A 20970-nucleotide genomic window follows, 5' to 3' on the forward strand; every position below is an offset into this window, starting at 1 on the left:
TCAGTGGTCGTCGGCGCCGAGCACGAGCCGCACGCAGTGGGCGACGAGCCGTTCGCGGGAAACCTTCAGCGAGCCGTCGAGGTAGGCGATGAAGACGTTGCTCAGCGCGCCGACCAGCCCGACGGCGACCATCTGCCGCTCGGTCTCGTCGCCGTGGGTCAGCTGCTCGCCGACGAGCGCGGCGAACACCGGCAGCAGGTGCAGGCCGCGGCGGGTCAGCGCGGGGTCGGTCAGCGGGGCGAGGAGCAGGATCCGGCCCCGCCGGGGATCGTCGACGATCAGCTCGACGAACGCGCGCACGGCGTGCTCGGCCCGCAGCACCGGGGTCGGCGCGTCGCGGACCGCGTCCACCAGCGCTTGGCGCGCCTGCTCGCCGACGTGCTCGTAGACGGCGGCGACGAGCTCCTCGCGGTCGGCGAAGCTCTCGTAGAAGTACCGCTCGGTGAGCTTCGCGTGCCGGCACACCGCGCGCACGCTCGTCCCGGCCGAGCCTTCGGTGCCCAGCAGTTCGAGGCCCGCGGACACGAGCTGCTCGCGCCGCAGCGCCTTCCGGTCGTCCAGGGTCGTGCCCGCCCACGTGCGGCCCGGCATGATCACTCCTCGGTTGACTACGGCTGTTGTCAGATCCTAGCCTGACAACAGCCGTAGTCAGTTCCGACTCGACGAGGAGAGCGCCGATGAGCAGGGAATCGCCCGAACCCCTGGGTCCCGACTCGCTGACCTGGAAGTACTTCGGCGACTGGCGTGGCCTGCTCATCGCCCTGTGGGCCGGGTCGATGCAGAACATGCATCCGGGCCTCGGCGCCGGCGTCGAGCAGCACTCGCGGTTCTTCGAGGAGCGCTGGCAGCGGCTGTTCCGCTCGCTCTACCCGATCGGCGGAGTCGTCTACGACGGCCCGCGCGCCCACGCGACCGCGTTGCAGGTGCGCGGCTACCACGACCGCATCAAGGGCGTCGACGCTCGAGGCCGTCGCTACCACGCGCTCGATCCCGACACCTACTACTGGGCGCACGCCACGTTCTTCGTCAGCACGATCCTGATCGCCGACCACTTCATGGGCGGCATCGGCGAGGCGGAAAAACGGCGGCTGTTCGACGAGCACGTCACGTGGTGGCGGATGTACGACCTGACGATGCGGCCGGTGCCGGAGAGCTGGGAGGACTTCCAGCGCTACTGGAAGCACATGTGCGCCGACGTCCTGGAGGACAACAAGGCCACCCGCGACGTCCTCGACCTCGGCGGGATCGCGAAGCCGCCGTTCCTGCCGTGGCTGCCGGACGCGCTCTGGCGGCCGGTGAGCGCGCTGATCGCGAAGAACTTCGTCTGGCTGACGACCGGGCTCTACGACCGCGAGATCTGGGACCTGCTCGGGCTGCGCTGGTCGGAGCGCGACGCGCGCCGGCACCGGCGGGTCGGCCAGCTGATCAACGCCGTGTTCGAGCTCGTCCCGCACGACCGCCGCTACCACCCGCGGGCCCGGGCCGGCTGGCGGCGCGAGCGCGGCGAGGTGGCTCCGGACGCCGCCTTGGTCGAGACTCCACCCAGGAACCTGCCGCCGCTGTCGGAGCGGGGCAAGCCCGAGCACTACGCGCCGAACGTCTAGGAGGCATTCGTGAAGCTGGGATTCCACGTCGGGTACTGGGGCAGCGGCCCGACGCCGGGCGCACTGGAAGCGGTGCTCAAGGCCGAGGAGCTCGGCTTCGACTCGGTGTGGACGGCGGAGGCGTACGGCTCGGACGCGTTCACGACGCTGGCCTGGTACGGCGCGTCGACCAGCCGGATCCGGCTCGGGACCAACATCGTCCAGATGGCGGCGCGCACGCCGACCGCGACCGCGATGAGCGCGATGACGCTCGACCACCTCTCCGGCGGCCGGATGGTGCTCGGGCTCGGCGCGTCCGGGCCGCAGGTCGTCGAGGGCTGGTACGGCCAGCCGTACCCGAAGCCCCTCGCCCGGACGCGGGAGTACGTCGACATCGTCCGGCAGGTGATCGCCCGCGAAGCCCCGGTGACCCTGGACGGCCAGCACTTCCAGCTGCCGCTGAAGGGCGGCACCGGGCTCGGCAAGGCGCTGAAGCCGACGGTCCACCCGCTGCGCAAGGAGATCCCGATCCACCTGGCCGCGGAGGGCCCGAAGAACGTCGCGCTGTCGGCGGAGATCGGCGACGGCTGGCTTCCGCTGTTCTTCTCGCCCAAGAGCAACGACTTCTACAAGGCGGCGCTGGCGGAGGGCTTCGCCCGCGAAGGCGCCCGGCACACCCTGGAGACGTTCGAGGTGCCGTGCTCGATCCCGGTGATCGTGCACGACGACGTCGAAGAGGCGGCTTCGTGGATCAAGCCGTCGCTCGCGCTCTACATCGGCGGGATGGGCGCGAAGAGCGTCAACTTCCACCACGACGTCTTCGCCCGGCTGGGTTACGAGGACGTGGCGGACAAGGTCCAGGAGCTGTACCTCGCGGGCCGCAAGGACGAGGCGACCGCGGCGATCCCGACGTCGCTCGTGGAGGACACGTCGCTGATCGGGCCGGCGGCGAAGATCCGCGACGAGCTGCAGGCGTGGGAGGAAACGGTGGTCACCCAGCTGCTGCTCCGCGGGGACGCGGCGACGCTGACGAAGATCGCCGAAGCGCTCGGCTGACCGGCGAATCGACGGCGCCCGGGCGGCTTGACGGCACTTTTGTCGGGTTGCCCGGGTGGCGGGGCTCACGTACGGTCCCCGACTAACGCGAAAGTCGTTCACGTTAGTCGGGAGACCGTATGCGGGTGAGTCGTCGTACCGTCCTGGCCGGAGCCACCGCGCTCCCGTTCGCCGCCGCGGTCAGACCCGCCGCGGCCGCTTCCTCGCTCAAGGTGGGCGTCGGGATCGGCGACGTCACCGGGCCCGCCGCCGAAAACGGCATGATGGGCTACTCCATGCCGCAGCAGCAGACCGCCGGCATCCACCTGCGCACCCGGGCCCGCGCCTACATCGTCGACGACGGCGCGAAGCGGATCGTCTTCGTCACCGCCGAGCTGGGCGCGCTGTTCCAGTCCGTCCACCAGGGTGTTCTCCGCGAGCTGGCCCGCAAGTACGGCGACCGCTACACCGAGCAGAACGTCCTGCTCAACGCCACCCACACGCATTCGGCGTGCGGCGGCGACTCGCACTACGCCGCCTACGACCTGGCGATCCTCGGCTTCCAGCAGCAGACCTACGACGCCGTCGTCGCCGGGATCGTCGACGCGATCGGCCGGGCGCACGAGAACCTGAAGCCCGGCGAGCTGACCCTCGGCCGCACCGAGCTGACCGAGGCCAGCGCCAACCGGTCCCGCGTCGCCTTCGAACTGAACCCCGACAAGGACCACTTCCCGCTCTCGATCGACCCCGCGGTGACCGTGCTGCGGTTCCGCCAAGGCGGCCAGGACGTCGGCGCGATCACCTGGTTCGCCACGCACGGCACGTCGATGAGCAACGGCAACCACCTGATCAGCAGCGACAACAAGGGTTACGCCGCCTACACGTGGGAGCACGACCACGCCGGCGTCCGCTACCTCGACGGCCCGCCCGGGTTCGTCGCCGCGTTCGCCCAGACCAACTCCGGTGACATGACGCCGAACCTCGACCTGAAGCCCGGCACGCCCGAGACGGAGTTCGAGAACACCCGGCGCATCGGCGAACTCCAGTTCCAGGCGGCGAAACACGCCTTCGACGCGGCGACCGAGACCGTCACCGGCGGCGTCGACCATCGGCTGACCTATGTGGACATGTCCGCCGTGGACGTCGACCCCCGGTTCACCCCGGACGGACGTCCGCACCGCACCTGCACCGCCGCGATCGGCGTCTCGATGCTCGCCGGCAGCACCGAAGACGGGCCCGGCCTGCCGCTGCCCGAAGGCGTCAAGAACCCCTTCATCGACTGGCTCGGCGGCATCGACGCGCCGATCCCGCGGGCGCTCGCCGACGCGCAGGCGCCGAAGGTCGTCGCGGTGCCGTTCGGCGCGATGAAGCCCTACCCGTGGGCGCCGGAGGTGCTGCCGCTGCAGATCGTCCGGATCGGGCAGCTGCACCTCGTCGCCGGGCCGGCGGAGTACACCATCGTCGCCGGGCTGCGGATCCGGAAGACCGTCGCCGAGGCGCTGGGCGTGCCGCTGGAGAACGTCCTGATGCAGGGCTACTCCAACGCCTACAGCCAGTACGTCACGACGCCCGAGGAGTACGACTCCCAGCAGTACGAAGGCGCGTCGACGCTCTTCGGCCGCTACACCCTCCCCGCGTACCAGCAGGAGTTCGGGAAGCTCGCCGCCGCGATGAAGGCGGGGACCTCGGTGCCGCACGGCCCGGTCCCGCGCGACCTGCGCGGCAAGCTCGTGAACTTCCAGCCCGGCGTCGTCTTCGACAGCGCGCCGCTGCTGAAGAACTTCGGCGACGTCGTCACCGACGCGAAGAGCAGCTACCGGCGCGGCGAGCAGGTGTCGGTCGCCTTCGTGACCGGCCACCCGAAGAACGACCTCCGCCGCGACGGCACGTTCCTCGAGGTCCAGCGGTACGTGGACGGCCGCTGGGTCCGCCACGCCGACGACGGCGACTGGGCGACGAAGTTCCGGTGGACGCGGACGTTCGTGAGCGAGTCACGCGCCGAGGTCACCTGGGACATCCCCGCGAACACCCCGGCCGGCAAGTACCGCGTCGTCCACTCCGGAGCCTGGAAGCACGGGCTCACCGGAGCCATCGCCCAGCTCGGCGGGACCTCCCGCGCCTTCGTCGTCTCCTGATCCGGAAAGGACCCCGCGTGCGCAGGACCGCCCTTCTCGCCGCCGTCGTCGCCGCCTTCGCCCTCGTCGCCACGCCCGCCCGGGCCGCGGACGCGGCCGTGAGCGTGCTCAGCTTCAACCTCTGGCAGCTGCCGTGGATCGCCAACCCGAACACCTCCGACAAGGAGGCCCGGGCCCAGGCCGCCGAGCGCGTCATCCGCGCCCAGGACACCGACGTAGTCGTCCTCGAAGAGGCTTTCAGTGCCCAGGCCGAGGGCCTGCGCGACCGGCTCGTGGACGCGTATCCCTTCCGGACGCCGCTGGTCGGCCAGTCCTGCTCGACGTCGCCGGGCTGGACGTCGGTGAGCGGCACCTGCTCGAACTCGCCGATCGTCGTCAACGGCGGCGTCACCGTGCTGAGCAAGTACCCGATCACCGAGAAGCACCAGCTCGTCTATCGCAATTCCTACTCCGGCACCGCCGACTACCTGTCCAACAAGGGTGCCGCGCTGGTCCGGATCTTCGCCCATGGCAAGGCGCTCTGGCTCGCCGGCACGCACCTGCAGGCCGACGAAGCGCCCGACACGCTGCCGAAGGCGCACCAGGTCCGGATGGCCCAGCTCGGCGAGCTGCGCGACCTCGCCGCCGCCCACGTCCCGGCCGGTGACGCGGTGGCCGTCGCCGGGGACCTCAACATCGAGTATTGGGCGGGGCAGGACCGTCGCGACGCCGCCGGCCGCACCCAGGCCGAGCAGGGCGCGGCCGCGCTCGGCGGCACGCTGCGCACCACGGCCGCGGGGGAGTACACCTTCGACGCCGTCACCAACCCGGACGCGGCGAAGTCCGTTCCCGCGACCTACCGCGACTCGCTGGACTACGTGGGCTCGGTGCGACGCGCCGAGGTCGGCCCGGTTCGGCTGGTGCATTACGACGGTGGCACGATTCCCTCCGACCACTACCCGGTGCGGGCCGAGATCCACTACTGATCCCCTCAGTGGTGGATGCCGGGATTCGTTCTGCGAGGAGAACCATGACGACGCTGTCCGGCCGGACGCGGTTCAGGTATTCGCTCGGCTCGTTCGTCACCGGGTCCTTCGGCACCGTCCCCGGCCTCGTGCTGGTCAAGTACCTCACCGACACGATGGCCGTCCCCGCCGGGTGGGCCGCCGCGATCGTGTTCGTGCCCAAGGCCTGGGACGTCCTGTTCAACCCGATCGCCGGCCGGATGTCGGACGCGGACCTGCTCAAGACCGGCAGCCGCCGCCGCTTCCTGCTCATCGGCGGCATCGGCGTCGCGATCCTGTTCGCGGCGATGTTCGCCCACCCCGGGTTCGGCACCCCGCTGCCGGACGCGCTGTACGTCGCGATCACGTTCGCCCTCTGCGCCACGGCGTACGCGCTGTTCCAGGTGCCGTTCAACGCCCTGCCCGCCGAGCTCACCTCGTCGGGGGCGGAGCGCACCAAGCTCACCAGCGTCCGCATCGGCGTGCTGGCCGTGACGATCCTGATCTGCGGTGGCGGCGCGCCCGCGATCAGCACCGGCATCGGCGGGGTCGCCGGCTACCGGGTGATGGCCGTCGTGATCGGGCTGATCGTGCTGGCCGCGACGCTGCTGGTGTACTTCGGCCTCAAGGACGCGCCGGTCGGCTCGCTGCGGCCGAACACCGTGAACCTGAAGGAACTGGTCCGCACGCTCGCCGCCTGGCGCCCGTTCCGCTGGCTGCTGGGCTCGTACTTCATCCAGGCACTGGGCATCGGCACGGTGCTCGCCGCGATCCCGTTCTTCGCCCAGCGCATCCTCGGCGACGAGGGCTACGGGACGATCATCTTCGTGATCTTCGTCGGCCCGGCGCTGGTCACCATGCCGCTGTGGCCGCGCCTCGGCGACCGCGTCGGCAAGCTCAACGGCTTCCGGATCGCCACGGCGGCGTTCGCACTGGGCCTGCTCGGCCTGGTCTTCGCCCAGTCGCTGCCGCTGGCCGTGACGCTGGTCTTCGTCGCGCTGTGCGGCGTCGGGTACGCCGGGATCTCGGTGTTCCCGCTCGCCATCCTGCCCGACCTGATCACCGCCGAGGAGGAGCGCACCGGCGAGACCCGGGCGGGGATCGCGGCCGGGGTCTGGACCGCGGGGGAGACGCTCGGGCTGGCCTTCGGCGGCGGCCTGTGGGCGATCATCCTCGCGTTCGGCGGGTACGTTTCGAGCACCGACGCGACCGCGGCCCAGCCGCACAGCGCGATCGTCGCGATCCTGTTCGGCGCGTCGATCATCCCCGGCGTGCTCATCGCGCTGGCCCTGCCGCTGCTGCGGCGCAAGGTGCTGGAGCCGCGCCATGAACCCGCCTGAGGACGTCCTGGCGGAGCTGCGGGAGCTGCGCGCGGGTGACCTGCCGACGCACGGCGGCCGCACGCTCGCCTACGTCTACGACAGCGGGTTGTCCGAAGTGGACACGCTCGGGGCGGCCGCGCACGCGCTGGCGTCGTCGGCGAACGGCCTCGACCCGACGGCGTTCCCGAGCTTGCTGCGGATGGAGAACGACCTCGTCTCGGCGGCTTCGTCCTTGCTCGGCTCAGTGTCCGGCGTGGTCGGTTCGGTGACTTCCGGCGGCACGGAGTCGTGTTTGCTCGCGGTGCTCGCCGCCCGGGACGCGCACCCCTCGATCGCGTCGCCGTCGATCGTGCTGCCGACCACCGCGCACGCCGCGTTCCACAAGGCGGCGCACCTGTTCGGGCTGCGGCGGATCGACGTCCCGGTCGACCCGGTGACGTTCCGCGCCGACCCGGCGGCGATGGCCGCGGCGATCGACGACTCGACGGTGCTGGTGGTGGCGAGCGCGCCGTCGTACGCGCACGGCGTCCTCGATCCGATCGCTCCGATCGCGGCGGCGGCTGCTGCCAGGGGCGTTCGGATGCACGTCGACGCGTGCATCGGCGGCTGGGTGCTGCCGTACTTCGCCCGCCTCGGCGCCGACGTCCCGCCGTTCGACTTCCGCGTCCCGGGCGTCACGAGCATCTCGGTGGACCTGCACAAGTACGCGTACTGCCCGAAGGGCACGTCGGTGCTGCTGCACGCGTCGGCGGAACTGCGGCGCTCGCACTACTTCGCGAGCGCGGCCTGGCCGGGTTACACGATGCTGAACACGACGATCCAGAGCACGCGCTCGGGCGGCCCGCTAGCGGCGGCGTGGGCGGTGGTCCGGCACCTCGGCGAGGACGGCTACCTGCAGCTGGCTTCGTCCACGCGGGAAGCGGTTTCCCGGATCCGGGCCGGCATCGGGGAACTGCCGGGTCTGCGGGTGCTCGGCGACCCGGTGTCGACGCTGATCGCGTTCACCGGCGACGACGGCTTCGACCTCTTCACGGTGGCGGACGAGATGAAGACGCGCGGCTGGTACGTCCAGCCGCAGTTCGCTTTCGAAGCGTCCCCGGTGAACCTGCACCTGACGGTGACGGCGGCCAACCACGGCAGCGAGAAGGATTTCTTGACGGACCTCGCGGCTTCTCTGGATGCCGCACGCGCGGCGGGCCCGGTGGTGATCGACCCCGCCGTGGCCGACTTCGTCGCGGCGCTGGATCCGGCGACGCTGACGTCGGACCAGTTCGCGGGGCTGCTGGCGGCGGCGGGCCTGGGCGGCGCGGCCGGTCTCCCGGACCGGATGGCCCCGATCAACGCGCTCCTCGCAACGGCACCGGCGCCGTTGCGGGAGCGGTTGCTGCTCGAGTTCCTGGGCGCGCTCTACACGCCCTGAAAGCTCACTGGTCGCGGGAAGCCAGCCCTTCGGGAGCGGACTTGACGGCCGCGTGGATCGCGTCCGCCAGGGCCAGCGCGTCTTCTTCGGTGAGTTCCAGCGCGACCCGGGCCGAAGCGCCCAGGCCCGGGTTGCGGAAGTCGATGTTCACCGTGTGGCCGTACGGCGCGTGGACCGGGTGGTCGACGTACACGGTTCCCTCGTTCAGCCGGAACCAGCCGCGGGCGCCCTTGCCGCTGCCTTCGAGCGCGAACTTCTCGGTCAGGTAAGTGCACATGGCGAAGTCCTCTCAGACCGTCAGGGTGCGGGAGTAGAAGTCGAAGATGCGTTCCCAGCCGTCCTTCGCGGCTTCCGGCCGGTAGCTCGGGCGGTCGACGGCGAAGAACGAGTGGCCGGCACCCGCGTACGTGTGGAACTCGTGCGGCTTGCCCAGCTTCTCCAGCTCGGCCGCCAGGACGGCGACCTCGTCCGGCCCGGGGAACTGGTCGTCGGCGCCGAAGAGGCCCAGCAGCGGGCACGACAGCTGGGACGCCAGGCCGAGCAGCGGCTTCATCTGCTTCATCGCCTCGGGCGGGTCGTTGACGACGAACGCGCCGTAGCAGTCGACCGCCGCGTCGATGTCCAGGGAACAGCCCGAAAGGAACGCCTGGCGGCCGCCCGAGCAGTGCCCGATGACGCCGATCTTGCCGTTCGCGTTTTCCAGGGCGCGAAGGTAGTCCGCCGCGCCCGAGACGTCACCGACGAGCCGGTCGTCCGGGACGCCGCCGGCCGCGCGGACCGTGGCGGCCGCGTCGTCCGGGTCCGCGCCCGGTGCTTCGCGCGTGTACAGGTTGGGGCACAGCGCGTTGTAGCCCTCGACGGCGAAGCGGCGGACCATCTCCTTCGTCGCCGCGTCGTAGCCGGGCATGTGGTGGATCACCACGACGCCGCCGCGGGGCGTCGTGTCGGTGGGCTTGGCCAGGTAGGCCTCGAGCTCGTCACCGCCGTGGCCGGTGATGGTGACGGTCCCGGCGACGATCTCGTCGGTCATCGGTTCTCCTTCGATCCCTCGGGGGTGTGGAAGTAACGCGCGCCGCGGGAAGCGGAGGCCACCGCGGCGACGACGGCCATCACCGCGGCCGCCGTGAACACGACCACCAGGCCGTGGTGGAACGGGCCGGAGACCAGCTGCGGGAAGAACTCCCCGCCGGTCAGGGCCGAGCGGTCGGCCGGGGACAGCCCGGCCAGGACGTCCGGGCCGAGCAGGTGCCCGACCGGGTTGCTGCCGAGGAACGCGGCGAACAGCGTGCTCACCGGCGGCAGCTGGGCGACACCGTCCGCGACGGACGCCGGGACGCCGTGGGCCTGCAACCCGCTGGTCAACGTCTGTGGCAACGAAGACGCCAGCCCGGCGATCATCAGCGAGAAGAACACGCCGATCGACAATGACGTCCCGGAGTTCTGGAACGTCGCCCGCATCCCGGAGGCGACCCCGCGCTGCTCGGTCGGCACACTGCTCATGATCGCGGACGTGTTGGGCGCGGAGAACATGCCCTGGCCGATCCCGCTGAGGACGAGCAGCGCGGCGAACGCCGGGTAGGGGAAGTCCACCGGCAACGCCAGCAACCCGAGGAACGCGGCCGCGACCAGCAAGAGCCCGCCCGTGGAGAACAGCCGGGCCCCGAACCGGTCGGAGAGGTAGCCCGACACCGGACCCGCGACGAGGAACCCGACGGTCAGCGGGAGCAGGTAGATGCCCGCCCACAGCGGGGTGCGCTCGTAGTCGTAGCCGTGCAGGGGCAGCCAGATCCCCTGCAGCCAGATGATGAGCATGAACTGCATGCCACCCCGGGCGACCGAGGTCAGCAGCGCGGCGACGTTGCCGGCGGCGAACGCGCGGATCTTGAACAGCGAAAGCTGGAACATCGGCGCCGCGACGCGGGTCTCGATGAGGCCGAACAGCAGGAGCAGCAGCACGCCGGCGCCGATCCCGCCGAGCACCCACGGACTGCCCCAGCCGGTCGCGGCGCCGCCGTAGGGCTGGATGCCGTAGGTGATCGCGGCCAGCAGCAACGCGGTCCCGGCGGCGAAGGTGACGTTGCCGCCCCAGTCGACCTTCGCGCGCTTCGGCGTCCCGACTTCGCGGAGGCTGCGGATCGACCAGATCGTGCCGAGCAGCCCGAACGGGACGCTCACCCAGAACACGGCACGCCAGTCGATCTCCGCGAGCAACCCGCCGACGACCAGGCCGAGGAACTGCCCGGCCAGCGCGGTGATCTGGTTGACGCCGAGCGCCATGCCGCGTTGTTCCGCGGGGAAGGCGTCGGTGAGGATCGCGGCCGAGTTCGCCGTCAGCATCGAGCCGCCGACGGCTTGGACGATCCGCCAGCCGATCAGCCACAGCGCGCCGCCGCCCGCGTGGAACGGGTCGAACGACAGCGCGACCGACGCGGCGCTGAAGACGACGAAGCCGAGGTTGTACATCTTGACGCGGCCGAACATGTCGCCGAGCCGCCCGAGCGTCACCACCAGCACGGCCTGGACCAGCAGGTAGCCGAGGATCATCCAGAGCAGGTAGCCGATGTTGCCCGGGGCGAGGGGGTCGAGCCCGATGCCGCGGAAGATCGCGGGCAGCGAGATGATGACGATCGAGCCGTCGAGCGCGGACATCAGCACGCCGAGCGTGGTGTTGGAGAGGGCGACCCACTTGTAGCGGCCGCTCGTGAGCTGCGTCGTCACAGCTCGTCCGCCAGCCGCTCGATGAGCGGGATGGCCGCGATCAGCTCGCGCTGCTCGGCCGGGGTGAACTTCTCGGCCAGCGCGGTCGCCATCTTCTGCGTCGTCCGCGAGCGGCGGTCGGTGAGCAGCTTGACGCCGGTTTCGGTGACCGACATCAGCACCTTGCGGCCGTCGGAGTCGTCCTTGCGCCGCTCGACGAGTCCGCGTTCGACCAGCCCGGCCAGCGTCACGCCCATGGCCTGCGGCTTGACGCGTTCGAGGTCGGCGAGACAGCCCGGCGTGGCCGGGCCCTCCCGGTCGAGCCGGGAGAGCACCGACCGTTCGGGCAGCGTCAGCTCCCCGACGACGTACCCCTGCCGCAACCGCCGGATCACCCGGCCCAGCGCGACGCGCAGGTCGGCGCTGGCCTGGAGGAGGTCCTCGTCCGTCACGATCGTCAACCTAGACTGATAAACCTGGGTTGATCAACTCGGACGGACCGGCCGTTATCGGGTGGGCCGGGAGCTTTCGCTCAGTGGACGTGCACCGGTTCCCACTCGGGAAACAGGTCCGGACCGGTCGGCTCACCCAGGCAGTCGTCCAGGGCCTTCAGGAGTAATTCCCCCGCCAGATCGACGCCGATGAACACCAGCTCCTGCCGCGGTTCCGCGGCCACCCCGTGCGGCTCGAACCGGGCCACCGCGCCGGCCTGCGACCACAGCCCGGTCGCCCCGGGCCGGGACGCCAGCGCGAAGAAGCCCTTGGACCGCAAGACGGTCCCGAACTCGCCCGAGTCCAGCCGCCGCGTCACGAAGTCCCACAAAGCCGCCGGGTCGAACGCCCGCGACGCGCGGAAGACGACGCTGGAGATCCCGTACTCCTCGGTCTCCGGCACGTGGTCCCCGTTCAGCTCGGCCACCCACCCCGGCGCCTCCTGGGCCCGTTCGGCGTCGTAGCGGCCGGTGCCGAAGACCCGGTCGAGGGGCACCCGTCCGAAGCTGCCGGTGACGACGTCCGCGGCGGGGTTCAGCCGCCGCAGCGTCGCCACCAGACGGTCGACGTCCGGGACGAGGTCCGTCTTGTTCAGCAGCAGGACGTCGGCGAACTCGACCTGGTCGACGAGCAGGTCGCTGACCGTCCGCTCGTCGCCGTCGTACTGGTCGAGCCGGCGCTCCACGAGGGAGTCGGCCGCCGCCAGCTCACGCGCGAAGTTCGCCGCGTCCACCACCGTCACCATCGTGTCGAGGTGGGCGACGGCGTCCAGGAAGGTGAACGTCGCCGCCACCGGCATCGGCTCGGAGATCCCGCTCGACTCGATCAGGACGTGGTCGAAGCGGCCGTCCGAACACAGCGCGGCCACCTCCTCCAGGAGATCCTCGCGCAGGGTGCAGCAGATGCACCCGTTGGTCAGCTCGACGAGGCTCTCCTGCGAGCGCACGAGGCCCGCGTCGATGTTGACCTCGCTCATGTCGTTGACGATCACCGCCACCCGCATCCCCGCGCGATTCGCGAGGATGTGGTTGAGCAGCGTCGTCTTGCCGGCGCCGAGGAAGCCGGACAGCACCGTGACCGGGACCGTCACGAGTGGAAGTGCCGCATCAGCCGGCGCGGGACCAGCTGAACCTCGCCGTCGACCTTGATCGGCACCAGGTCCGGCACCGCGGCCTTCCACTGCGAACGCCGGGAGCGGGTGTTGCTCCGCGACTTCTTGCGCTTCGGGACGGCCATCAGCGCGTCCCCCGCTTCCCGTAGCGGCGGTGGAACTTCTCGACCTGGCCGGCGCTGTCCATGATGCGCTGGGTGCCGGTCCAGAACGGGTGCGACCACGAGCTGATGTCGACCAGGACCAGCGGGTAGGTCCGGCCGTCGGACCACTCGACGGTCTTGTCGGAGGTGATGGTGGAGCGGGTCAGGAACGCGTCGCCGGTGGACGAGTCCTTGAACACCACGGCGTGGTAGTCGGGGTGGATGCTTGTCTTCACTGGTCTTCCTTTCGGTTCACCGCGGTCGCGTCGTGCCGCGCCGGGTCGGTTTCGGTGTCCTCGCACGGCTCTTCGTGCCAGTCTCCGAACGGGTCGGGGTAGCTCTGCCACTCCGCGGGTCCGGCGGCCAGTTCGTCTTCGGTCAGTAGAGCGCCGCGCAGGGCCGCGTCGATCTCATCGGGCGTTGTCTGGTCCGTCACCACGACGAGCTCCTGCGCGCGGTCGCCGTGCACCGGGTCCCAGCGCAGGGACGCCAGGGTGCGGCGCTCGGGGGAGACGTCCGTCCACGCCGGACCGTCCGGCGCCGCGAGCCACGGCCCGGCGTGGCCGATGCCCAGCCCGCCGCCCGCCGACTCGATCCAGAACGCGACGTCCGGCTGGCTCGCGACCCACGCGCGCCCGCGGGTCCGGACGACGCCGTCGAGCAGGACGTCCAGCGCGTCGTGGAGCCGTTCGGGGTGGAACGGGCGCTGCGCGGTGAACGTGACCAGCCCGATGCCGCAGTCGACGTGCACCGGCGGCTCGCCGCGCAGCAACGCGCCGTGCATGTCGGTGACCTCGCCGCGGCGGGCATCGGACGGGACGGCGTCGAGCACGCTGTGCCCGTCGATCCGCGACAGCTCGACGCGGGGGACCGACGGCGCGACCCGGTCGAGCACCGCGGACGCCTTCGCCGCGGTCCACGCGTCGCCGGCCGCGCCGGCCAGCACGAGGACGTCGGCGAACTCGACCTGCGAGAGCGCGACCTGGGCGACCGTGCGCTCGTCTTCCGGGCTGGCCCGCAGGTTCCGCTCGGCGAGGACGTCGTCGCCGGTCGCGTCGGCGAGGAAGGTCGCGCAGTCCACGACGGTGAGCACGGCGCGCAGGTCGACGTCGTCGCTCACCGGGTGGTCGCCGACCAGGACGTTCCGGATCGCCCAGCTGACCGGCTCCGGCTCCATGGCCTCGTCGAGCCGGACGACGATCCGGCGGACCTGCGGCAGCCGGGCGAGGTGCCGCAGCAGCGGGAGCAGGTCCTCGCGCAGGGTGCACGAGACGCAGCCGTGGGCCAGCTCGAGGACGGTCAGCTGGTCGCGCTGTTCCAGCCGCAGCCGGCGGCGGACGACGCCGGAGTGGATCTCGCGCAGGTCGTGGTGGACGACGGCGGTGCCGGGCTCGGCCACGCGCAGCAGCTCGGCGAGCGTGGCGTTCGGTCCCGGGGCGAGGCCGCTCACGAGGACGAGCGGGACGCCGGGACGGGGGGTCTGCTTGAGGGTCACTGCGGCTCCAGGAATACGGGCGGGGTACGGTGCGTAGAGTAAATGAAAACGACAACCACTATCAACTCGGGAGGGTCCGTGTCCGCCGTGTGCCAGGTCACCGGCCGCAAGCCGGGCTACGGCAAGCAGGTCTCGCACTCGCACCGCCGCACGTCGCGGCGGTGGGAGCCGAACCTGCAGAGCCGTCGCTACTTCGTGCCCAGTGCCGGCCGCTGGGTGCGCCTGCGCGTCTCCGCCAAGGGCATGAAGACGATCGACAAGCGCGGTATCGAGGCCGTCGTGGCCGAATTGAAGGCAAGGGGAGTGAAGCTGTAATGGCGAAGAGCACCGACGTCCGCCCGATCATCAAGCTGCGGTCCACCGCGGGCACGGGCTACACCTACGTCACGAAGGAGAACCGGCGGAACGACCCCGACCGGATGGTCCTGCGCAAGTACGACCCGGTTGCGCGCGAGCACGTCGAGTTCAAGGAAGAGCGCTGATGGCGAAGAAGTCCAAGATCGCGAAGAACGAGCAGCGGAAGGTGGTCGCGGCGCGGTACGTCGCCCGGCGCCGGGAACTGAAAGCCGTCATCGCCTCGCCGTCGTCGTCTCCGGACGAGAAGGCTTCGGCGGTGGTCGCACTGCAGAAGCTGCCGCGCGACGCGAGCCCGACGCGCATCCGCAACCGGGACGCCGCCGACGGACGGCCGCGGGGGTACCTGCGTAAGTTCGGGTTGTCGCGGGTGAAGATGCGTCAGGCCGCGCACCACGGCGAGCTGCCCGGCGTCACGAAGTCGAGCTGGTGAGGCGGGTGCCGAAGCCGAACCGGGACCGCCCGGCCAAGCGCAAGGTGAACCTGTTGCGCGCCAACAAGGTCACCCACGTCGACTGGAAGGACGTCGAGCTGCTGCGCAAGTTCATTTCGGACCGGGGCAAGATCCGCGCCCGCCGCGTCACGGGGTTGACCCCGCAGCAGCAGAAGCAGGTCGCGACGGCGATCAAGAACGCGCGGGAGATGGCCCTGCTGCCGTACCCGTCTGCGGGTCGCGCGAGCTGACGGCGTCACGCCACCCGGGAGGTTGTCCGGGTGGCGTGACCCACGCTGGGCTGGCGCGCGGGTGAACCGTCAATAAACTCCGGCCCATGGACGACCCGCACTACCTCTCCGGCCTCCAGCTCACCGGCCGCCGCGTTGTGATGTTCGGCGGCGGCTCGGTCGCCCAGCGACGGCTGCCCCGGCTGATCGGCGCGGGTGCCCGCGTCGAACTGGTGTCGCCGCACACGACGCCGTCGGTGCAGGGGATGGTGGACGCCGGGGAGCTGGTCTGGCACGAGCGCCGATACACCGAGGGCGACCTCAAGGACGCCTGGTACGCGCTGGCCTGCACGAACGACCCGTCGGTGAACGCGGAGATCTGCGCCGAGGCCGAGCGCGAGCGGGTGTTCTGCGTCCGCGCCGACGAGGGCGAGTCCGGGTCCGCGGTGACCCCGGCGTCGGGCCGGCACGGCGGCCTCCTGTTCGGGGTCCTCTCCGGTGGTGAGCCGCTGCGCTCGGCCGCGGTCCGCGACTCGATGCTGGACGGCCTGCACAACGGCACGATCGAGGACGGCCGTCAGCCGCACCCGGACGGCAGCCTGCCCGGGGTCGCGCTGGTCGGCGGCGGCCCCGGCGACCCGGAGCTGATCACGGTCCGCGGCCGCCGGCTGCTCTCGCGCGCGGACGTCGTGGTCGTCGACCGGCTGGCACCCCGCGAGCTGCTCGACGAGCTGGCGCCCGAGGTCGAGATCGTGGACGCGGCGAAGATCCCGTACGGCCGCGCGGCCAGCCAGGACGTCATCAACAGCACGCTGATCGAGCGGGCCAAGGAAGGCAAGTTCGTCGTCCGGCTCAAGGGCGGCGACCCGTACCTGTTCGGCCGCGGCTTCGAAGAGGTGCTGGCCTGCGCCGAGGCGGGCGTCCCGGTGACGATGGTCCCGGGCATCACGAGCGCGTTCGCGGTCCCGGCGGTGGCGGACGTCCCGGTGACCCACCGCGGCGTCGCGCACGAGGTCGTGGTCGTCTCCGGCCACGTCGCCCCGGGCGACGACCGGTCGCTGGTCGACTGGGAGCTGCTGGCGCGGATGCGCGGGACGATCGTCCTGATGATGGGCGTGGAGCGCCTCCCTCAGTTCGCGAAGGCCCTCCTCGACGGCGGCCGCCCGTCGGACACCCCGGTGGCGATCATCGAGGACGGCACGATGCGCACCCAGCGGGCCTTGAGGTCCACTTTGGACACGGTGGTCACCGACGCGGCGGCGTCGGGAGTCCGCCCGCCGGCGATCATCGTGATCGGCCCGGTGGCCGGTCTCGCGCCGGTTCAGTCCTCGTAGGAGCCGGCCGGCCGGCGGCGGCGAGGATCGCGTCGGCGACCTCGGGCAGCGGCCGGCGGCCGTCGACGACGATCGTCGCTCCGAGCCTTCGGTAGGCGGCCTCGGCGCCTTCGTTGGCGTCGAGTGCCGCCGCCAGTTCCTCCGGGTGCTTGCCGAAGCTGTTCGAAGTGCGGCTCAGGAGCCGGTGCCGGAGCGTGTCGTCGTCGACCACCAGGCAGACCACGAGGTCGAAGAGGTCCCGCACCTCGTCGTCGTTTTCGGTGGAGCCGCAGAAGAACGCGATGCCGCCGCTCGCCTTCGCCGCGAGGGCCTCGACCTCCGTGCGGCTGGTCTGCCACCCGAAGCGGTCGAGCCAGCCCGCGGGCACCGGATCCGGGGGATCGACGACGACCTGCCCGCTCGTCCGGTCCACCCAGTGGTTGTAGCCCTCCCGGTCCGCGTCGACCGCGTGCTCTCCCCGGCTTTTCAGGAGCGCGCAGACCGCCGACTTGCCGGCTCCCGAGTTGCCCGTCACCCACACCAGGGGCACCGGTTCAGTCCTCGTAGCAGCTCGCGGCGAAGTCCCGGATCGCGTCCGACAGCCGGGTCGGGTCGAGCCTGAGCTCCACCGGGCTCCGGGCCTGGACGAACTCCGCGTCCGGCATGTCGACCGCGAGGGTGTCCGCGTCACCGAACGGGTGGATCGGGTCGCCCTGGTGGCCGATCACCAGCGCGCGCGTCGCGATCTTGCGGCGCAGGGACTTCGGCGGCGCGATGCGGCCGAACAGGACGCCGTGCAGCAACGCCGCCATCGGGGCCGGGCGCTGGGACAGCGTGTCCGTCACGACGTCGACCCACTGGTTGCCGTGCGGGATCACGGACGCCACCAGCGCGACCGCCTGCACCGTGATCGGCAGGAACCGGGCCGCCATCAGCAGGGGCGCGAACGTGAACAGCCCCGCGACGATCGCGTTGTCCAGCACCGGCATCTCGACGATCAGCCCGCGGACCCGCTCCGGCGCCCGCACCGCGACCTCCAGCGAGACGTTCGCCCCGAGCGACGTCCCGCCGATCACCGCCGAGGGGACCTCGAGGTGGTCGAGCAACGCCAGGGTCTGCTCGGCGAACGACGGCATCGAGTAGAGCCACGACTCGGTCGGCCGGTCGGAGTCGCCGTGGCCGAGCAGGTCGAGCGTGACCACCCGGAACCCGGCGCGGGCCAGCCGGCGCGCGAGCGGGGCGTGCATCCGGCGGGTCAGCATGATGCCGTGGGTGAGGACGACGACCTTGTCGCCGCTGCCGAACTCCGTGTACCAGAGCCGGTGGCCCTCGTGGTCGAACGAGCCGGTCAGCTCGATCGGGCGGGACTCGCGCCGGGCGGGCGCAGCCGGGGGTTCCGGCTCGATCAGGGTCGCGCTGCTGGCCGGGCTCATGTCCCACCGTCCTCCCCGCGTCGTGGTCACCTACGTCCAGGAAAACATCCCGTGACCACGTCGGCACAGTGACCCTTGCGTCAATTGACAACGTGCCAATGGCGGCCCGTCGCGGCCATGGGTCAAGATGACCCCATGACCGCTTCTCCTGACAGTCTGCCCGACCTCGTCTCCTTGAAGGTCGACATCGCCGGCCCCGTGGCCGAAGTGACGCTCCTCGGCCCGTCGAAGGGCAACGCGATGGGGCCGGACTTCTGGCGCGAGCTGCCGCTGGTCTTCCGCGCGCTGGACGCCGACCCGCAGGTCAGGGCCGTGGTGCTGACCGGCAGTGGCAAGCACTTCTCCTACGGCCTCGACCTGCCGGCCATGATGGGCGATCGGGCGCCGATGCTCGGCGGGGACAACCTGGCCGGCCCGCGCACGGCCTTCCTCGACCAGGTCCGGTCGCTGCAGGCGGCGGTCAGCTCGATCGCGGAATGCCGCAAACCGGTCATCGCGGCCGTTTCGGGCTGGTGCATCGGCGGCGGGGTCGACGTCGTCGCCGCCGCGGACATCCGCCTGGCCAGCGCCGACGCCAAGTTCAGCGTCCGCGAGGTGCGCGTCGCCATCGTGGCGGACCTCGGCAGCCTCCAGCGGCTCGCCTCGATCGTCGGTGAAGGCCACCTGCGCGAGCTCGCGCTGACCGGCAAGGACATCGACGCCGCGCGCGCCGAGAAGATCGGGCTCGTCAACGACGTCCACGCCGACCAGGAGGCGCTGCTGACGGCCGCGCGGGAACTCGCCGGGGAGATCGCTGCGAACCCGCCGCTCGTGGTGCAGGGTACGAAGCAGGTACTGGCGACGAACACCGAGCGCCAGGTCGCCGACGGCCTCCGGTACGTCGCGGCGTGGAACTCGGCGTTCCTGCCCAGCAAGGACCTCGGCGAGGCGGTCCAGGCGTTCATGGAACGTCGTGCGCCGGAGTTCAAGGGCGAATGACGGAGGAGGCAGTGTGAGCGCTTCGGAGGTCCACCACGCGTTCCGGGTGGCGCGGGACTACCTGCAGACCCACCGCGAGGACTACGACACGGCGTACCGCGACTTCGCCTGGCCGGAGCTCGACGAGTTCAACTGGGCGATCGACTGGTTCGACGTCGTCGCGCACGACCCGGACAACGCCGAGCGGTACGCGCTGTGGATCGTCGAGGAGGACGGCACCGAGAACCGCTGGACCTACCCGGAGCTGTCCGGCCGGTCCAACCAGGTCGCGAACTGGCTGCGGAGCCTCGGCGTCCGCCGCGGCGACCGGCTGATCCTCATGCTCGGCAACCAGGGTGAGCTGTGGGAGACGATCCTCGCCGCGATCAAGCTCGGCGCCGTGATCATCCCGGCGTCCACCCTGCTCGGGCCGGCCGACCTGGCCGACCGCGTGGAGCGCGGCGCGGCCAAGCACGTCGTGGTCCGTTCGGTCGACGCGCCGAAGTTCGCGGACGTCGAAGGCGACTACACGCGGATCGCGGTGGGGGAGCCGGTCGAGGGCTGGCAGCCGTACTCGGCCGCGTTCGCGCAGTCGCCGGAGTACGCGCCGGACGGCCCGACGAAGGCCGCCGACCCGCTGCTGCTCTACTTCACCTCCGGCACGACGGCGAAGCCGAAGCTGGTGCAGCACACGCACGTCTCGTACCCGGTGGGCCACCTGTCCACGATGTACTGGATCGGGCTGGAGCCGGGCGACGTCCACCTGAACATCTCCTCGCCCGGCTGGGCCAAGCACGCGTGGAGCAACTTCTTCGCCCCGTTCAACGCCGAGGCGACGGTGTTCCTCTACAACTACAACCGCTTCGACGCGAACGCGCTGATGGCCCAGATGGACCGCTGCGGCGTCACGAGCTTCTGCGCGCCGCCGACGGTCTGGCGGATGCTGATCCAGGCCGACCTCACGGCGCTGAAGACCCCGCCGAAGAAGGTCGTCGGCGCGGGGGAGCCGCTCAACCCCGAGGTGATCGAGCAGGTCCGGAAGTCGTGGGGCGTCACCATCCGCGACGGCTTCGGCCAGACCGAAAGCAGCGTCCAGATCGCGAACACCCCCGGCCAGGACGTCGTGCCCGGCTCGATGGGCCGCCCGCTGCCCGGGTTCGTGGTGGCGCTGGTCGACCCGGTCAGCGGCGAGCGGGCGTCGGAGGGCGAGATCTGCCTCGACCTCGCCCACCGCCCGGTGGGCCTCATGACCGGGTACGCGGACGACGACGAGCGCACGGCGGCGGCGTTCGCCGGTGGCTACTACCACACCGGGGACGTCGGTTCGATCGACGAACGCGGCTACATCACTTACGTCGGGCGCACGGACGACGTCTTCAAGGCGTCGGACTACCGGATCTCGCCCTTCGAGCTGGAGAGCGTCGTGATCGAGCACGAGGCCGTGGCGGAGGCGGCGGTCGTCCCAGCCCCGGACCCGATCCGGCTCGCGGTGCCCAAGGCGTACGTCGTGCTGGCCCCGGGCCACGAGCCGACCGCGGAGACGGCGAAGGCGATCCTGGCGTACTGCCGCGAGCACCTGGCGCCGTACAAGCGGATCCGGCGGCTCGAGTTCGCGGAGCTGCCGAAGACGATCTCGGGCAAGATCCGCCGCGTCGAGCTGCGCGGCCGCGAGAGCGACCCGAAGCGCGCGGAGGGGACCGAGTACCGCGAAGAGGACTTCCCCGACCTCAAGTCCTGACCCGAGCGCCCCGAGGCGGCCTTGGGGCGCTCGGGGCCAACGCCTGCCAGAAGGAGATGCCGAAGCCGAGCGTGAACGAGCCGTAGCTCAGCCCCA

Annotated in this window: 24 protein-coding genes; 13 read left to right on the plus strand and 11 right to left on the minus strand. The window is 71.2% G+C overall.

From position 1 onward, the window contains the following. Positions 1–591 carry a TetR/AcrR family transcriptional regulator gene (locus tag ABZ342_RS39220; RefSeq protein ID WP_360484282.1) on the minus strand — a complete coding sequence of 197 codons (591 nt, stop codon included), beginning with the start codon at positions 589–591 and terminating at the stop codon, positions 1–3. A gap of 86 nt (positions 592–677) precedes the next feature. Between ABZ342_RS39220 and ABZ342_RS39225 the strand changes: the two genes are divergently transcribed. The 6 genes from ABZ342_RS39225 to ABZ342_RS39250 all read left to right on the plus strand — a co-directional run bounded on the left by ABZ342_RS39225 (position 678) and on the right by ABZ342_RS39250 (position 8478). Then, positions 678–1604 carry an oxygenase MpaB family protein gene (locus ABZ342_RS39225; protein WP_360484285.1) on the plus strand — a complete coding sequence of 309 codons (927 nt, stop codon included), beginning with the start codon at positions 678–680 and terminating at the stop codon, positions 1602–1604. Positions 1605–1613: 9 nt separating this feature from the next. After that, complete coding sequence (locus tag ABZ342_RS39230; protein ID WP_155549859.1) at positions 1614–2639, plus strand: LLM class F420-dependent oxidoreductase; 1026 nt, start codon at positions 1614–1616, stop codon at positions 2637–2639. Positions 2640–2758: 119 nt separating this feature from the next. Then, positions 2759–4753 carry a neutral/alkaline ceramidase gene (locus ABZ342_RS39235; protein ID WP_360484288.1) on the plus strand — a complete coding sequence of 665 codons (1995 nt, stop codon included), beginning with the start codon at positions 2759–2761 and terminating at the stop codon, positions 4751–4753. A gap of 17 nt (positions 4754–4770) precedes the next feature. After that, a complete protein-coding gene (locus ABZ342_RS39240) occupies positions 4771–5718 on the plus strand; it encodes a sphingomyelin phosphodiesterase (protein ID WP_360484291.1) in 948 nt (315 codons plus the stop codon). A 44-nt stretch (positions 5719–5762) separates the two neighbouring features. Then, positions 5763–7076, plus strand: coding sequence for an MFS transporter (locus ABZ342_RS39245; protein ID WP_155549862.1), 1314 nt, complete (start codon positions 5763–5765; stop codon positions 7074–7076). Further along, a complete protein-coding gene (locus tag ABZ342_RS39250) occupies positions 7063–8478 on the plus strand; it encodes an aminotransferase class V-fold PLP-dependent enzyme (RefSeq protein ID WP_360484293.1) in 1416 nt (471 codons plus the stop codon). Before ABZ342_RS39245 ends, ABZ342_RS39250 begins: the two co-directional genes overlap by 14 nt. A 4-nt stretch (positions 8479–8482) precedes the next feature. Here ABZ342_RS39250 and ABZ342_RS39255 read toward each other — a convergent pair whose 3' ends face one another. From ABZ342_RS39255 to ABZ342_RS39290, 8 genes are all read right to left on the minus strand, one after another. Then, positions 8483–8755, minus strand: a complete 273-nt coding sequence (locus ABZ342_RS39255) for a DUF6295 family protein (RefSeq protein WP_155549864.1) — start codon at positions 8753–8755, stop codon at positions 8483–8485. Positions 8756–8767: 12 nt separating this feature from the next. Then, entirely contained in the window at positions 8768–9508 is a 741-nt protein-coding gene (locus ABZ342_RS39260; RefSeq protein WP_360484297.1) for a dienelactone hydrolase family protein, read from the minus strand. Further along, complete coding sequence (locus tag ABZ342_RS39265; RefSeq protein WP_360484300.1) at positions 9505–11196, minus strand: MFS transporter; 1692 nt, start codon at positions 11194–11196, stop codon at positions 9505–9507. Before ABZ342_RS39265 ends, ABZ342_RS39260 begins: the two co-directional genes overlap by 4 nt. Then, complete coding sequence (locus ABZ342_RS39270) at positions 11193–11627, minus strand: MarR family transcriptional regulator (protein ID WP_360484303.1); 435 nt, start codon at positions 11625–11627, stop codon at positions 11193–11195. Before ABZ342_RS39270 ends, ABZ342_RS39265 begins: the two co-directional genes overlap by 4 nt. Before the next feature lie 80 nt (positions 11628–11707). Beyond that, complete coding sequence (locus ABZ342_RS39275) at positions 11708–12757, minus strand: GTP-binding protein (protein ID WP_360484306.1); 1050 nt, start codon at positions 12755–12757, stop codon at positions 11708–11710. Continuing rightward, entirely contained in the window at positions 12754–12903 is a 150-nt protein-coding gene (gene rpmF / locus ABZ342_RS39280) for a 50S ribosomal protein L32 (RefSeq protein ID WP_155549868.1), read from the minus strand. The genes ABZ342_RS39275 and rpmF overlap by 4 nt, the downstream gene beginning before the upstream one ends. Next, positions 12903–13157, minus strand: a complete 255-nt coding sequence (locus ABZ342_RS39285; protein ID WP_155549869.1) for a type B 50S ribosomal protein L31 — start codon at positions 13155–13157, stop codon at positions 12903–12905. The genes rpmF and ABZ342_RS39285 overlap by 1 nt, the downstream gene beginning before the upstream one ends. After that, positions 13154–14416, minus strand: a complete 1263-nt coding sequence (locus tag ABZ342_RS39290; RefSeq protein ID WP_360484314.1) for a GTP-binding protein — start codon at positions 14414–14416, stop codon at positions 13154–13156. Before ABZ342_RS39290 ends, ABZ342_RS39285 begins: the two co-directional genes overlap by 4 nt. A gap of 78 nt (positions 14417–14494) precedes the next feature. Here ABZ342_RS39290 and rpmB point away from each other — a divergent pair, with 78 nt between their 5' ends. The 5 genes from rpmB to cobA all read left to right on the plus strand — a co-directional run bounded on the left by rpmB (position 14495) and on the right by cobA (position 16767). Beyond that, positions 14495–14731, plus strand: a complete 237-nt coding sequence (gene rpmB / locus ABZ342_RS39295; protein ID WP_155549871.1) for a 50S ribosomal protein L28 — start codon at positions 14495–14497, stop codon at positions 14729–14731. Further along, entirely contained in the window at positions 14731–14898 is a 168-nt protein-coding gene (rpmG, locus tag ABZ342_RS39300; protein WP_360484317.1) for a 50S ribosomal protein L33, read from the plus strand. Before rpmB ends, rpmG begins: the two co-directional genes overlap by 1 nt. After that, a complete protein-coding gene (gene rpsN / locus ABZ342_RS39305) occupies positions 14898–15203 on the plus strand; it encodes a 30S ribosomal protein S14 (protein ID WP_360484320.1) in 306 nt (101 codons plus the stop codon). Before rpmG ends, rpsN begins: the two co-directional genes overlap by 1 nt. Next, positions 15200–15454 (plus strand): 30S ribosomal protein S18, encoded by a 255-nt coding sequence (gene rpsR, locus ABZ342_RS39310; RefSeq protein ID WP_360484323.1) that lies wholly within the window; start codon positions 15200–15202, stop codon positions 15452–15454. Before rpsN ends, rpsR begins: the two co-directional genes overlap by 4 nt. A gap of 86 nt (positions 15455–15540) precedes the next feature. Then, complete coding sequence (gene cobA, locus ABZ342_RS39315; RefSeq protein ID WP_360484326.1) at positions 15541–16767, plus strand: uroporphyrinogen-III C-methyltransferase; 1227 nt, start codon at positions 15541–15543, stop codon at positions 16765–16767. On the opposite strand, the gene ABZ342_RS39320 is transcribed toward cobA, so the two are convergent. Next, positions 16718–17296, minus strand: coding sequence for a hypothetical protein (locus ABZ342_RS39320; protein WP_360484329.1), 579 nt, complete (start codon positions 17294–17296; stop codon positions 16718–16720). The genes cobA and ABZ342_RS39320 overlap by 50 nt on opposite strands. Positions 17297–17300: 4 nt before the next feature. Further along, positions 17301–18179 carry an alpha/beta fold hydrolase gene (locus ABZ342_RS39325; protein WP_360484332.1) on the minus strand — a complete coding sequence of 293 codons (879 nt, stop codon included), beginning with the start codon at positions 18177–18179 and terminating at the stop codon, positions 17301–17303. Positions 18180–18314: 135 nt separating this feature from the next. On the opposite strand from ABZ342_RS39325, the gene ABZ342_RS39330 reads away from it, so the two are divergent. Together ABZ342_RS39330 and ABZ342_RS39335 are read left to right on the plus strand one after the other, a co-directional pair. Then, positions 18315–19157, plus strand: coding sequence for a crotonase/enoyl-CoA hydratase family protein (locus ABZ342_RS39330; protein WP_360484335.1), 843 nt, complete (start codon positions 18315–18317; stop codon positions 19155–19157). 13 nt (positions 19158–19170) lie between these two features. Next, positions 19171–20874 carry an AMP-binding protein gene (locus ABZ342_RS39335; protein WP_360484338.1) on the plus strand — a complete coding sequence of 568 codons (1704 nt, stop codon included), beginning with the start codon at positions 19171–19173 and terminating at the stop codon, positions 20872–20874. Positions 20875–20970: the final 96 nt, after the last annotated feature.

It is taken from the genome of Amycolatopsis sp. NPDC005961 (genome assembly GCF_040629235.1).
Classification (GTDB): Bacteria; Actinomycetota; Actinomycetes; order Mycobacteriales; family Pseudonocardiaceae; genus Amycolatopsis; species Amycolatopsis camponoti.